This window comes from Olivibacter domesticus, from assembly GCF_900109575.1.
GTDB lineage: Bacteria > Bacteroidota > Bacteroidia > Sphingobacteriales > Sphingobacteriaceae > Olivibacter > Olivibacter domesticus.
In genome coordinates, this window is record NZ_FOAF01000002.1 from 497,905 (window position 1) to 512,996 (window position 15,092).

Here is a 15,092-nt window from a genome sequence, read left to right on the forward strand (position 1 = left end):
TAGTACCAAAAAACTACTGAAACTTTAAAAAGTTAATGGAACAAAAATCACAATATACAACAATTTTAAGAGCATTTTTTGGTCTTTATAGGTGCAAAAATGATTCAAACAAAAATGCCCCAATAAGTAGAAAAATACTATTTAATAGTTCCATATTCAATAACACGGTCAACCACATGAATAGGACCGTTTGTACTGAGGATACCGGCCGTGCGTGCTTGACTAGCCCTTACTGAATTAAGAAAATCGTTAATTCTAAGTTTAGAGTCCCTGTCATTTCTGACTAAAAGTGTCATTATACTCTCCGGATTACTGGCCTCAGCACCCTTAGGCAGAAATGTATTAACAGTCGTATTAAAATCTGTAAGGTTTTCGAAGGAGTACTCTCCCTCAATGATAAGGTAAGTCAAAAAGTTCCGCACCTGGTCTACACTGTAATCTTCCCATTTCTCTGCCGATCGCAACACTGGTGATCCATCGACATTTAAAATCGGATTTCCCGCGGCATCCCTGCTAATCACTTTGTATCTACCAAAATAACAATCATTGGTAATATCATTATTAGTCTTCCGCAAGACGGCATCATTATGTAGAAACAAAAATGTTCTCCCTGCTTTTGTGTATTCTTCCTCAAGGCCTGCGTAAGCTATTCCTTTGAGCATCCAGAAAAACACGCTATCGGCATATACCGCATCTGAATTTCTCTTTTTCATCCACTCCAATGCATTTATATTAACATGCGGATCGAGTGTTGTGACTTTATGTTCGTGATCTTCTTGCAAGTCTAGTCCAACCAAACTACATGCACTAATTGACAACATACAGGTTGCAATACAAACGAATAAATATTTTCTCTTTTTCATTAGAATAATTATTGATATATTATTGTTTTTTAAAAGCATCAATGAGACCGCTTTGCTAAGTCATCTTAAAAGGCAATTGTGCCACATTTCAAATACTGTTCTCATTTAGCCATTTCACCAAGGTTATCCGGTATAAGGTGGGTTTTGCGTTATTTTCGGATTTCTATTCATCACTTCTCTGGAAATGGGAAATAACATCAACCGCTCGTCGGAAAATCCTGTTTCCTGCAATAGTAAATTTCGCTGCCGCTTTTTAATAATAGGATCCATGATTTTAATTACATTTTTTGTTCGAACTAAGTCAAACCATCTTTTCCCTTCGCCGAAAAGCTCTAATTGACGTTCATTAAGGATAGCGCGTTCTATATCTTCCTGTTCAGGATAATTTTCCATTCTTAGAGCGGTGGTTTTAGCTCTAGTTCTTACTTGATTGATCAGCAGGAAGGCCCCTTGTTTGTCGTTTAATTTATTCAATGCCTCTGCTCTCATTAGCAAAATATCGGCATATCTATATAAAGGCAATTTCGCTTCATTCGCATTATTATTTGGATAAATCGGTCTTCCATCTGCTCCCAATGCATAGAATTTACCTATTTTATCTAAACCTGTACTCGTTTGAAGCAATAGCGTATCGTAAGTATATTGTCTTCTAATATCTGCTTTGTTAGCTTCAAATAATTCGAAAGCGACGCTATCCATTCTATATTGAGATGTATTACTTCCTGAACCTATTTTAGAAATACCATTTGACCCATTCTGTGAAACATTCCAATGTAAGCTCCAAATGTTCTCTTTGATGCTTGTAGTGCCAGGATCAGTAAATAATTTCTTCCAATCCGAAGCGGGCGCAAGTCCATATGTATTTAATGTTATAATTTTATCAGTAGTAGCCACCGCTTCCTGATAATTGCCATTCCACAAATAAACGTCTGTCATTATTGCCAAAACACCGCCTATATTGATTTCCCAAACGGGCTCTATTATCGCTTTATCAATCAGCTCCTCTGCTTTTTTTAAATCCGGAATAATGACCTCATTCATAATTAGACTGGCAGACGTCCGCTCAATAGTTGGATCTTCACCTATATCCTCGTAGGGTTCTAATTTTAAAGGAACGTCTCCCCAGAGTCTAATGGCATAAAAATACATATACGCCCGAATAGCATAAGCTTGAGCCAAATAGTGATTTTTTTGATTTTCGCTTAAGTCGGTAATAGTGGGCAGGTATTTTATTGAACTATTAGCTCGTCCAATAGTCAGGTAAATGTTATCCCAATTCACTAATCCCATAGTCGGCTCTAAAGCATTTAGTGTCACCGTTAGCTGAAATTCTCCTGTCCCGCTATAGGTAAAATTATCTGAGCGTGCCTCGCCCCAATCAATATAGTTTCCATTAAGTGTACGTTGTACTCCATTATAAATGGCAGCATTTGCCAGTTTTGCGTCTTCTGCGCTTTTCCAGAACAGCTCCTTCGTTAAATCAGAAATTGGTTGTTGCTCAAGAAATTTGCTACAGCTTGAACAAAGAGTTAAGAAAAGAAATAAGCAGCTATATATTAAGTGTTTCGTGTTCATAATGTTAAAAGTTGATGTTAATACCAAAACCCATTTCCCTTTTGCGAGGGTAACGTCCATTATCCAATCCCATTTCTAACGCATTATTAAATGCTACTTCCGGATCGTACCAAGAATAGTCGGTCCATGTTAAAAGATTATTACCAAAAAAGTAAATACCGACCTGCTGAAGTTTTATCTTCCGTATCCATTCGGTGGATAAATTATACGTTAATCTCAAATTTCTTAAACGGATAAAAGAGGCGTCTTCCAGAAACATGCTGCTCAATTCACGGGCATTTCCCATGCTATTATTAGCAGGTCTATACCAAGTGGCCACATCTCCCTGTTTCGCCCATGCTCCGTGGATATAACCTGGGTCTGGAGTTGCGTTGGTAGTTGCAATGGTTGCTCCTTGTTGCCTTGCTCTGTTATAAATCATGCCACCGTAGCCTCCATAAAGATTGAAGGATAGCTGAATGTTCTTATATGAAATATTATGAGCAAAACCTGCCGTCCATTTGGGCTGCGCGTTTCCTAAAATCATCCGGTCCGCATCATCTATACTACCATCTCCGTTCAGATCTTTCCAGATTACATCTCCACCGTTCGATGTATTTCCACGAGTAGTTAGCTGTCTTACTTCTCCGGTGTAAGGTGTTCCGTTTAAAGCATATCCAGTAAAATCACCCGTGTTATCGAAGACAGGAGTAAGTTGATCTCCCTTTTCTGACCAAGCGTTAGATTCGTCATACTGATAAATACCTAGGGCCTGCCATCCATAAAAATTACCTAGGCGCCCTCCTTCCTCTACGAGCCAAACACCATCTCCTGGCCCTCTACTAATCGGCACACCATCACTCAATTTTCTTACAGTATTGTTATTAAACGTCATATTGTAGGAAACATCCCATTTCCAGTTCTTATTTTGAACAATTAAGCCATTAATAATAAATTCAAAACCTCTGTTCTGTATGGAGCCGACATTAACTCTAACGGTGTTAAATCCTGTTTCGACAGGTAAAGGTGCATTGTATAATAGGTCGTCGGTTATTTTATTATACCAGTCTGCTACGATAGACATTCGGCCGTCAAAAAAAGACAAATCTGCCCCTAGATTAAATTGTTTTGTAGATTCCCAGCTCAACGTGCTATTTCCAAATGCACTGGAAGGAGCAACTCCAGATATCCCATTATAGAAATTACCTCCTTCATACCTTTGCAAAGCCATGTATTCTGGAATACGATCATTACCTGTTAAACCATAACTAATTCGGATTTTCGCGTCATCTACCCATTTCTTCGTAAACTTCATAAATGACTCATCGGAAAATCTCCATCCCGCTGATATTGAAGGGAAAAAACCCCAACGATTATCAGCTCCGAAGCGAGAAGAGCCGTCATAACGCAGGTTGCTATTAATTAAATATCTTCCTTTATAAGAATAACCTAGTCGTCCAAAGACGGAAGCCGAAGAATTTCGCCATCCATCAGTATAAATTTGATTCTGTAACAACTCCTGTGCGGAATTCATGGTAGTTACTTCTTCCGAAAGAAACATCCTTCCTCCGATGCTTGCCCCTTCATAATATTGCTGATCTGCCATAAATCCTAAAACAGCATTTATTGTATGATCATTAAAGGATTGATCATAGTTAAAATAACTTTGCGTTTGCCAATATGTTCGGAAATTGTTCTGCGCACGCCCTTCATTTTGATCATTGGAATTACTAAGTAATTTTGGCACAAAAGAGTCTTGGCTATTGTAGGTACCACGTGCGTTTAAGTCGACGGTAAATTTTAGCGCATCGAAAATCTGATAAGAAAGATAATTATAAATGCTGGCATCGTAATTAGCATATTCATTTTTTCTTAATAGCGCCTCCGCTAGGGGATTTCTCCTTCCACCAATATTTGGAGCCAGCGTACCATCTGGCATATATACCCTAAATGTTGGTGGCCGTTGAATAGCTTGATTCAACGTGTTCCCTTCATTAATTCTATTTTCCTCACTATAAGAAAGCTGCACGCGGGTGCCCATTGAAAAACGATCATTAGCCCTATAATCCATATTGAATCGTCCTCTAATAATATTTGCCCAGCTATTGATAATGATACCTTGATCACGTAAATAACCTGCACTACCATAATAACTCAGCGCTTTATTTGCTCCACTAACACTTAAGTCGATCTGGTTACGTACAGCTGTTCGAGTAAGCAGGTCTTGCATATCATTGTCGGCATTATAAGAGGGATTTAGCGAGTCGGCTTGAGAACTCCAATTTCCCGTTCGCTTAAAATCAAACAGACGCCTTTCCGCTGCATTTGCTTGTGGAATTTTATTAGCCAACTCACTAAAGCTCTGCAAATACCTGGCGCTGATCTGTGGTTGCCCCTCTTTTCCTTTTTTTGTTGTTATAATAATAACTCCGTTGGCCGATCGTGCACCATATATAGCCGCGGAAGCGGCGTCTCTCAGCACTTCGATAGATGCTATGTCGGCAGGATTAATCCCATCTATATTAACTCCTTGTGCCCCATCAACGATATAAAGAGGTTCTGCTCCGCCTTCAAAAGTAGCGATGCCTCTTATTCTCACAGAACTACCTGCTCCTGGGCGACCAGATTCCTGTGCTATTTGTAATCCAGGAACCTGCCCCTGCATGGCATCGTATACATCCAATGGTTGACGTTCAATAATTGCTTTTTCTGTTACAGAAGAAATTGCTCCAGTTACATCTCTCTTCTTTTGCGTACCATAACCTATAACCACTACCTCATCCATCTGCGATACATCAAATGCTAGTATCACGTCAATTTGTTGACGGTTATTAACAGCTATTTCCTGCGAAGACGTACCAACTTGACTAAATACTAATACAGCATTATCGGCAGCTTCAATCTGATAGTGACCTTGATTATCGGATAGCGCGACTTGCGTGCTACCTTTTACCGAAATAGTTACACCGGGAGCTATATTTCGATCCGACAGGGTTATTTTGCCTGTAATCTTTCTTTTTGTTTGCGCGTGAGTAGGTAGCGATCCCCAGCATAAAAACAATAAAAAAGCCATCAATGGCCATTTTAATGGATAAATAAGTTTCATGTAAATGAGTTTATATGGTTAGCAATAACAGAGGTATCGATATTGTGATATGGATACTTCTATAGGTTTATTGCCTCAAATGTCTCAACTAAATTTGGTAATGGAGGGGAAATATTTGACCAAATGCAGGGTAAAAAATGGTTTTTCTTAGTAAAGACTATTTTTATTTATAAAAAGAGAAAGTTGAATAGATGGCAGTGCCTGAGAACAAACAGAAAAAAGTTCTTACAAATTCACTCTGTCGGGCCAATAATAATTGGTCATATCTAGAACGAAAACTTACCCTGATTAAGACAGACATGCTTCTACAGCATAAGGTGATATCTTAATCAGGGATTTTATCTTTTGGATTCCATGCAATGAAATCAGTTGTTTTTGGGCACAAATAGAACGCTGTTAGCGGCTATAATGCCATTTGCATCTTCATTACTAAGTTCTACATAGCACTTTTTTTCATCGACAATTACAAAATTGCCCAGTTTAAGCCAATCTCCTGAAGTTTGGCCCTCTATTTTAACGGCTGTTAAGTCAATTGCCTTTTTTATTTCTTGTTTCCCATCGTGAATCTTATAAGTAACATGCGTGCTTGATCCGTCCAATTTTGGAAAATAGGTATAGATATCATAATTCCCCCGCTCTATACTGCCTGGTCTAAACTGGGCTGTGCTCAGTTTTTTATTATCCGGTGCGATCAAATAGGCAGATCCATAACCTCCTCTTTGTTCTTCTTGCCAACTACCGGATAGAATGACCTGTTGTTTATTTCTACTATCAATCCATACATCTACTTTTCTACCATCTCCTTTTGGATTATTTTCCCAAAGTGTTTTTATTCCCGCTAAAGGAACGTCTTGTACAGCTGATTTGGAATCAATGGCCAGGCAAGCCGCGAAAGCAGCTGATTGTCCCAATACCATAAAAACAGGTTCCATACGAATAGAACCATAAGCGATATGACTAGCCGATAAACAAACCGGAACTAGCAGATTAGAGACCTCATTTCTTTTAGGAATAATGGAACGATAGGAAATTGGAAATGGAGGAAACCCTCCCACCTCCACATTTCCTTCGTTTTTCACCATACCATTCACCACGAGTCGATCACAATTATGAGAATCCATGGTATATGCCGCATAGCCTACGTCATCTTTTATGACTTCTTTACCTTGACAATGATTTTGTGTCATCACCAGTTCACCGATCATCCGCCGGGCCTCTCTGATATACAGTTGTGGGCTCCAATTTTCATTATCGGTATATTCATCCCTTGGATAACCCCATTTCAACATCTCCTTTCTGACCTTTTCAGGTACGGAAGGATCATGACCCACAAAGTATAATAGTCCTTTTGTATAATCTTCATGCGCTTGAATGATTTCCTTTCGTCGTTTGTAATCGGCTTCTGGATAGTCCCAATTCATGCCAATCATATCTGTTGAGAAGCCATTTCTGTTATTGATATCCGTTTTTCCATTAGGCATCCGACTCCAGATAAACACATCATTCAACCCTTTCCAGGGATATTTTTCCTTCCATCTCTTCAGCAGTTCGTAGCGAGTAGGATCATAATTAGCTGGCTTGTTAATAGGAATACTATTTTCGGGTACATTGCTTAAACAAATTCGGAAATTGTAAGCCTGGACCTTTCGATCACCTGTGCCGTTTGACTGCAACTCTTTAGGACTTATACCCCACAATAATCCACTGTTTTTATTTCCCTTCTCAATATAGGGATCAATATTATCAGGGAATTGATGCCCATCCATTAACTGGATACCATTAATGGTTTCTCCGTAAGTGGCATTATCTTCTCTGCCTACGTGATAAGAAACTCCGGCTTTTGCCATTAAATCGCCCTCATAGGAACAATCGATAAACATTTTAGCATTAATGGAAACCACGTTCTCTAAAGATTTACCAAGGGGAAGCACTTCAATTGCCTTAATAATAGCGTCTTTTTTATTTACCTTACTAAGCGTATGCTCATAAAGAACTTTTACTTGAGCGGCCTGTATATAACTTTGAAAAATACTGTCTGCCACTTTTGGTTCAAAGATCCACTGTTCAAACTTATCATAGTGCTGCCCAATCTTTCTGTAAAAGTCCAACGCTAAACCTTTCACCACATATTTATTCCCAATATCCGTATATCCCAGGCCTCCTGAACTCATTCCACCCAAGCGCTTTCCAGGTTCTACCAGTAGTACGGATTTGCCAGCCTTGGCAGCTGTATAAGCTGCTATTACGCCGGCTGAGGTACCGCCATAGATGCAGATGTCATAATTATTCTTATCCTGTGCCCGCAATTCAACCTTAATTAAAACCAAGACTACTAGACAGAAAAATTTTATATTTTTTATCATTTTTACACAAATTTATTTTATTAATAACCAGGATTTTGGTCGCTCGGGCTCAAGGCATTGTTATTGTCCATCTCCACTTTAGGAATAGGCCATAAAAAATGACTGTCACTTACTGTTTTCCCTTTCGCCGATTGGATAATCGATCGCACGCCATCGCTACCCAAACGTTTTAGATCGTTCCACCGTTTGCCTTCTACCATAAACTCATAAGCCCGTTCTTGCATAACAGCATCACGAAAAGATTGCTGGTTTAATCCTGCCCAATCGACTTGCGGATTAGACGTATTAACGTCAACCCCATAAGCACGCCGCCTAATTTTATTCAAGGCATCGTAAGCTTCTGGAGAGGGCCCTCCTTCTAATTGGTTGGCCGCCTCTGCGTAAATCAACAATACATCGGCATAACGAAGCACCGGCATATCATTAGCACTGGCATCAACAGCTACCGACGCTAAATCTTTAAATTTTCTAAATTGATAAGGTTCATTGGCTGGAAGCTGAACAAGTGCGCCTGTTGATCGATGGATATAGGAATCGTAAAGATTAAATTCTTTTCGTAAATCGTTATCCGACCAATTGGCAATTAAAGGAAAAGTTTCCCGCGCATAAATGGTACGGAAGCCAAAGGGGGCATAGAGTGTGTTTTCTCCGTGTATATATACCAAATATTGAAAACCAAGACCACCCAAAGATGAATATTTAAAGGAAAAAACATCTTCCGTGCTTGTTACCACACCTGCTCCAAAAACTTGCTCGAAATCATTGACAGTAGAAACAGGCACCAATTGATAAACTCCTGCATCCATTACCTCCTTTGCTGTATCTCGTGCCTGCTCCCAATTCTCCATTGTTAGATACACATAAGCTAACAACGTCTTTGCTGTCCATAAACTAGGTCGTCCGGGAATTGATACCGTAGGTGGTAAATCGGTACTTGCAATGGTTAAATCAGAAATAATTAAATTATATACCTCCGCGTCAGTACCTCTAGGCAAATCTGCAGGGTCATTTAGCGACTGTCTTATAGGTACACCACCCCAATTTCTAACTAAATCAAAATAGGCCAAAGCCCTAAGAAACCGAGCTTCCGCCAATAACTGGCTTTTCTTATTATCATCCATACTGATGGGTGGTACTCGTTCCAACACCGTATTCGCCCTTAAAATAGCTTGATAAGCAAACCTCCAAATAGTTTCGGCACGACCGATATTGGCACCATCAAGCCCGTTATACTCACTTACTGGGCCAAACGAACCTCTGCCATTAGCGTAGTCCGAACAGGATTCCGTTAATAACATATAAAAACCTCCGTAATAACCTAATTCCCTAAACGGTGCATAGATAGCATTTACGGCTGTTTCGGCATCTTGGGCTGTTTGATAAAAATTTTCCTCCGATAGCCGATCTTTTGGAACTTCCTCCAAGGTTTTACTGCAAGCAGTAAATAAAATGATCGAAAATATATATATAAGCTTTTTCATCTGTATATAATTTGCTTTGTTAAGGCGATGAAGCTATCATGATTTATTTTTCACTTTTTGTATGTTTTTCAGCAACGTTCAAGAGGACGCTACGCTTAGTTCATTTCACTGTGTGATTGGCAAATCATGATGGTTTCATCTGTATAAATTGTTTTTTAATGGCCATGAAGCTTGCGTGAGCTTTTTATATCTTTTTTAGCGTAATACCTCATGCAGATCATTTTTTAAGTTTAAATAATTTAGGCTAAAGCATTTACAATTCAAAATGTAGCACTTACTCCAATTGTAAAAGTTTTGGCTACAGGATAACTGGTTTGATCAATCCCCAATGTAGTGGCCGAACCACTGGTGCGTGTACTTACTTCGGGATCGTACCAAGAATAATCAGTAATGGTTAGGAGATTTTGGCCGCTCACGTACAATTGCAAGGTTTTAATCTTCGTACTTTTGGCCATAGGAATGCTGTAACCAAGTCGGATATTTTTTAAACGGATAAACGAACCATCTTCTACAAAACGGTCAGATTCTCGAAAACTGGACCCAACACTAATAGCTGGGTAAGGTGCATTGGAATTAGCATTCTCAGGTGTCCATCTATTTAATATGTCCGCAATCTGGTTCTCCCCGAAATTAAAGGAATTTGCTTGATTCGATAAATTAAAATTAAATAGATCTGCACCCTGCACACCTTGGATAAATATATTCAGTGAAAAATTCTTATAGCTCAGATTATTATTAAATCCGAAAATAAAATCCGGGTTAGGGTTACCTAAAATGGTCCGATCCTCATTATTAATTACACCATTTCCATCGAGATCTCGATATTGTATACGTCCCTGTTCATTCAAACCATCTTCCAAAAATCCGTAGAATACACCCACCGGTTGTCCTTCACGAACTAAATTCGGACTGATGCTCAGTGGAATAAGTAATGATGCACCAAAGACATCAGAATGGTTGGCCAACTCAATTACCTTGTTTCGATTGGCTGAAAAATTCACGGAAGCGTCCCATTTAAATACGCCGCGTGAAATATCGGCGCCTAAGTCAAATTCAAAACCGCTGTTTCGAATTCGACCGATATTTTGCATCTGATTTTGGTAACCCGTTGAAGTTGCCTGCGGAACGCTCGCTAATAAATCTCTTGTATTCTTGATATAGTAGTCTGCCGTCAAACGCAAGCGTTCATTAAATAACCCCAAATCAAAACCAATATTGGTCTGCGTAGTGGTTTCCCATTTCAAATCAGGATTGGGACGTGTATTACCTGGTGCAAAACCGGTATTCAAGGCATCACCAAGGATAATATTAAAGCCAGAGAGAACATTTAAGGATCCATATGGCGATATGGCTGTATTCCCCGATTGCCCCCAACTGGCCCTGAGTTTTAAATTAGAGATACTCGCAATATCCTTCAAAAATTCTTCTTCTTTTAGCCGCCAGCCAAAGGCCGCTGAAGGAAAATAACCCCATTGGCTACTCGTTCCAAAACGAGAGGAGCCGTCGGCCCGTATACTCGCTGTTAACAGATATCTGTTTTTATAACTATAGTTTGCTCTAAATAACCCTGAAATCAGCTTCCATTCATTGATAGTTGATTCAGGCGTGCCAATTACCGTTCCGGAAGAAAGATTATTGTTCTGCAATACATCGGAGATAAAGCCACTGGCACCTGATATGTTTGTAGAGGTATTTTCTGACTGATAGGTTACCCCGGCAGTTAAATCAAGCTGATGGACGTCGAAGGACTTCGTATAAGTTAGAATATTTTCATTAAGAAAGTTGGTTCGTGTATCGTATCGTGTTTCTGCATTTCCCGCTGGTGTAGAACGAATAAGCCGCGAAGAATAATAATCTCTTTTTGAATTAGCATAATCAATACCAGCAGATACTTTCAATGTTAAACCTTCGAAAAAAGTATACTGTAAACCAAGGTTTGCTAATACACCGCTACCAGTGGTTTTGTTTAACCGTTCCTTTGCTAAGGCTACGGGATTCTCCGCAGCATTGGAACTAAAGGAATAAGGTACTACATTAGAATAATTTCCGTTTTCATCGTAAACAGGTATTGTTGGAGGAGCAGCTAAAGCAGCAGATACCACGCCCGAACCTCTTGATTGATTATCATTTGTAATAGCATTATTGATGGTGCGACTCAATATTGTGCTCAGATTCACTTTAAACTTGTCTGATACCTGTTGCTCCAGGTTAGAACGTAAAGAACCTCTTTTGTAACCCGAGTTTATTACGATACCATCTTGTCCAAAATAACTTCCTGAAACAGAATAACGCGTTTTATCATTTCCACCGGCAATATTTAAACTATGGTTCTGAATGGGAGCTGTACGAAAAATCGCATCTTGCCAATCAGTTCCTTCACCGAAATCATTGATCTGTTCTTGGGTAAAATAGGCTGGCGCATTGTCATTGCGAGCCCGTTCGTTCGCTATTTCGGCAAACTGTTGGGCATTTAAGAGGTCTATTGTTTTTACCACATTCTGGAATCCCACATAACTGTTGATGGAAACCTGATTCACATCTTTCTTTCCACTTTTGGTAGTGATGATCACTACACCATTCGCTCCGCGCGAACCATATATAGCCGTTGCGGAAGCGTCCTTCAATACTTCCATTGATTCGATATCCGAAGGATCAAGAATAGTGGGACTACCCGATAGCGCAAAACCATCTACAACATAAAGCGGCTCATTACTTCCCAGCAAAGAATTCCCTCCTCTTATACGTACGTTCATGCTTGTACCCGGTGCACCTGACCCTTGTATCACTTGGACGCCAGCACTCCTGCCTGTTAAACTTTGCATGGCATTAGTAGAAGGTAAAGCGGTTATATCTTCCGATTTTACCGAAGAAACAGAACCAGTTAGGTCCCCTTTACGAACCGTTCCATACCCCACCACAACGACTTCATCCAAAGCGGCTTCTTGGGGCATCATACTAACGTTAATCGCTGCCTGCCCCGAAACATTTATTTTCTGACTAGCGTATCCCGTATAAGAAAAAACGATTACTGCATCATGTAGCACCTTTAATTCATAATTCCCTTGATTGTTGGTAGATGTTCCCCTTAATGGAGATCCTTTTACAGTTACTGAAACACCTATTAAGGGCTGCTGCTTTTCATCTACAACTTTTCCCCGCAATGTTTGTTGCACCTGTTGATTTGATAAATTAATGGTTTTCTGTCGCTCTAGCACAATCACCTTATTTCTCCTAATCTCATAGGCAATATTTTTATTCCTTAGCAGATATTCCAAGGCCTCCTCTAGTGAAGCGTCTTTAAAATTTACTGCTACTCGCTCTTTATCATTCAACAGCTCATTACTATAAAATACCGTAAGGCCCGTTTGCTTTTTTATAATACCAAAGAGCTCGCTAAGTGTAATACTTTCACCTTTTACTGTTAGCTTATATTGCGCTAATAGAGGATTGGCATAAAGTTCAAACTGAAAAAGTAGAAAAAAGGCAATAAATACCTTAGAAAAATGCAGATAATAGATTCTGCGATTGGTTCGTTTTCTTTGCATAATTGAGTGTTTACTCGGTTATTAGATTAGATTCACTATAACCACACTGAAGAATGCAAAACGGGTGAAGAAAAAATATTTTTTATTTACCAAAGGTGTAAACCGTCTTGGCGAAGTTGGTAATGGATGCCAGTCGTTGTTTGCAGATCTTTTAAGAAGCCATCTAAATCTTTCTTGTCAAGCAATCCGGTAATTGGTTTCTTTTTCAAGTTATTGTTATCAAAAATGACTGCAACATCAAACCAACGGTGCATGATCTTACCTATTTCCTGTAGCGAAGTATGACGAAAATAATATAGTCCATCTTTCCATGCGATTATTTCGTTTATATCGAAAGATTCTTTCAAAAAGCCATTTAATGGATTATATATACCCTTATTTCCAGGGGAAAGCAACATAACTTCACCCGTTGGCGCTTCCATTTTTACCTTTCCCTCTAAAAGAGCGGTGCTTACATCTTCATTTCCATAAGCATTTAGGTTAAACTTTGTACCCAGCACATGCACCTTGGCCTTTGCCGTGTGTACCACAAATGGCGCTTGCACATTTTGAGCTATTTCAAAATAAGCCTCTCCCTCCAAATATACTTTTCTTGATGGGCCAGAAAAAGTCATCGGAAATTTCAGTTGAGAGGAAGAATTGAGCCAAACTTTCGTTCCGTCTGCTAGCACAAGTTTATAATCTTTAGTGGCCGGAACAATAAGTGTATTTGTTTTCTCTGATCTATCGGAATTACTATAAATCAGGGCATCGCCTTCTTTCTTAATGGTATTACCGGCTATTTCTATAGCATCATTTTTCTGATCTAAATGCAGTACCTTTTCATTATCGCCTACGATTAATTGTATCGCTATGTCTCCCTTCTTCCCCGTTGTTGATAGCATGTCATCTACTTTCGATAGGTTGTTATCGACTGAATCTTGAACTAAATAGCCATAAAAGAAACCTCCTCCAACCAATATTAGAAAAACAGCTGCAGCATAAGGAAACCATTGCCTTCGTTGGCTATCATGATCGGATTCCTTTAATTGTTGCTTTACCCTGGAAAGATCGTCCCCCACTTCCAGCTTATCTGTAAAAGCGATGAGATTGCTTTCTTCCTTTTCCAATTCTTCCCAAAGTTTACGACCTTCAGGATATTGTAATAGCTGCTCTTGCAACCACTTATTTTCTTCTTTAGTGATTACACCCATTGTTTTCTCTAGGTAGAGCCTGCGTATGTCTTCCTCTGTTATCATTTTTACTATTACACGGATAACCTGAATTCAGGTTAATACTTATTCCCTCTTTTTTATTTTGTCACGAAGATTTTTCAATCCGATTTTTAAATGTGTCTTTAAGGAGTTAATACTTATTCCCATCGCATTTGCAACATCCTGATATTTTTTATCTTCCAGATAAACAAGACTGATAGCTTCTCTTCTTTGTTTGGGTAATCTATCCAAATTGGTTTCCAATCTTTTATAGACTTGTTCCCTCAGTTCGTGATCTGCTACGTAATCTGTTTCTCGTATATGTTCCTCATAGTCAACTTCACGGCGTAATTTCGTTTCATTATTTCTGAGATAATTTAGGCACCTATTATGTACAGACTTGTATAGATAGCTTTTTACATTTCCTTCTAAATATTCAAAACGTCTTTTCTCCCAAATTTCTATGAATAGATTTTGGACAATATCCTTGGCATTCTCTTCGTCCTTAAGAAATAGGAAGGCGTAACCGCAAAGCAGTTTATAGTATTTATGAAACAGTGCATCAAATGCTATTATGTTCCGGCTATTTATTCCGGCAAGCAGTTGCGCGTCAGTTTTTGCTTCCATAAATCGGCTTTTTAGGCAATGATGAATATAGATTATCGGAAAGACGGTTTACACTTCGGTTTACGCCACTAAACTAATTCTTTTTTGGAAATTAACAATGCATCGTGAAAAAAAAACGCATATGATTCACTTTTTTTAAAAAATATTTTGATAAGTCTTTTTTTATTATCTATCTTCGGGTACGTAACCGAAATTATAAACTCACACTGCGGAAATCACTTTATTGGAATGGGCTTAATGGCTGTAAATTGATCTATATGGATTTAGATATGCGAATACACGCTATTCTTCAGACATTTTTTAACATTTTAACGGTAACGTAACCGTTAAACAAATGCAACCCTAAACTAACTTAAATTA

Annotated in this window: 8 protein-coding genes; all 8 read right to left on the reverse strand. The window is 38.9% G+C overall.

The window, feature by feature from the left end:
* Window positions 1-137: 137 nt before the first annotated feature.
* Window positions 138-863, reverse strand: a complete 726-nt coding sequence (locus BMY50_RS12655; protein ID WP_162276582.1) for a fasciclin domain-containing protein — start codon at window positions 861-863, stop codon at window positions 138-140.
* A gap of 123 nt (window positions 864-986) precedes the next feature.
* Window positions 987-2,438: a RagB/SusD family nutrient uptake outer membrane protein gene (locus BMY50_RS12660; RefSeq protein ID WP_162276583.1), complete on the reverse strand. Its 1,452-nt coding sequence runs from the start codon at window positions 2,436-2,438 to the stop codon at window positions 987-989.
* A gap of 4 nt (window positions 2,439-2,442) precedes the next feature.
* A complete protein-coding gene (locus tag BMY50_RS12665; RefSeq protein WP_093324816.1) occupies window positions 2,443-5,523 on the reverse strand; it encodes a SusC/RagA family TonB-linked outer membrane protein in 3,081 nt (1,026 codons plus the stop codon).
* 365 nt (window positions 5,524-5,888) lie between these two features.
* Window positions 5,889-7,886, reverse strand: a complete 1,998-nt coding sequence (locus BMY50_RS12670; RefSeq protein ID WP_093324818.1) for an FAD-dependent oxidoreductase — start codon at window positions 7,884-7,886, stop codon at window positions 5,889-5,891.
* 20 nt (window positions 7,887-7,906) lie between these two features.
* Window positions 7,907-9,367: a RagB/SusD family nutrient uptake outer membrane protein gene (locus BMY50_RS12675; RefSeq protein ID WP_093324821.1), complete on the reverse strand. Its 1,461-nt coding sequence runs from the start codon at window positions 9,365-9,367 to the stop codon at window positions 7,907-7,909.
* A gap of 260 nt (window positions 9,368-9,627) precedes the next feature.
* Window positions 9,628-12,912, reverse strand: coding sequence for a TonB-dependent receptor (locus tag BMY50_RS12680; RefSeq protein ID WP_093324824.1), 3,285 nt, complete (start codon window positions 12,910-12,912; stop codon window positions 9,628-9,630).
* Between the two features lie 86 nt (window positions 12,913-12,998).
* Window positions 12,999-14,150, reverse strand: coding sequence for a FecR family protein (locus BMY50_RS12685; RefSeq protein WP_093324826.1), 1,152 nt, complete (start codon window positions 14,148-14,150; stop codon window positions 12,999-13,001).
* 39 nt (window positions 14,151-14,189) lie between these two features.
* Complete coding sequence (locus BMY50_RS12690) at window positions 14,190-14,732, reverse strand: RNA polymerase sigma factor (RefSeq protein WP_093324831.1); 543 nt, start codon at window positions 14,730-14,732, stop codon at window positions 14,190-14,192.
* Window positions 14,733-15,092 lie beyond the last annotated feature (360 nt).

What these genes read in the sequence shown, in the direction of transcription:
- BMY50_RS12690 (WP_093324831.1), bottom strand. Translation starts at nt 14,732, where the DNA reads ATGGAAGCAAAAACTGACGCGCAACTGCTTGCCGGAATAAATAGCCGG.
- BMY50_RS12685 (WP_093324826.1), bottom strand. Translation starts at nt 14,150, where the DNA reads ATGATAACAGAGGAAGACATACGCAGGCTCTACCTAGAGAAAACAATG.
- BMY50_RS12670 (WP_093324818.1), bottom strand. Translation starts at nt 7,886, where the DNA reads ATGATAAAAAATATAAAATTTTTCTGTCTAGTAGTCTTGGTTTTAATT.
- BMY50_RS12660 (WP_162276583.1), bottom strand. Translation starts at nt 2,438, where the DNA reads ATGAACACGAAACACTTAATATATAGCTGCTTATTTCTTTTCTTAACT.
- BMY50_RS12665 (WP_093324816.1), bottom strand. Translation starts at nt 5,523, where the DNA reads ATGAAACTTATTTATCCATTAAAATGGCCATTGATGGCTTTTTTATTG.
- BMY50_RS12680 (WP_093324824.1), bottom strand. Translation starts at nt 12,912, where the DNA reads ATGCAAAGAAAACGAACCAATCGCAGAATCTATTATCTGCATTTTTCT.
- BMY50_RS12655 (WP_162276582.1), bottom strand. Translation starts at nt 863, where the DNA reads ATGAAAAAGAGAAAATATTTATTCGTTTGTATTGCAACCTGTATGTTG.
- BMY50_RS12675 (WP_093324821.1), bottom strand. Translation starts at nt 9,367, where the DNA reads ATGAAAAAGCTTATATATATATTTTCGATCATTTTATTTACTGCTTGC.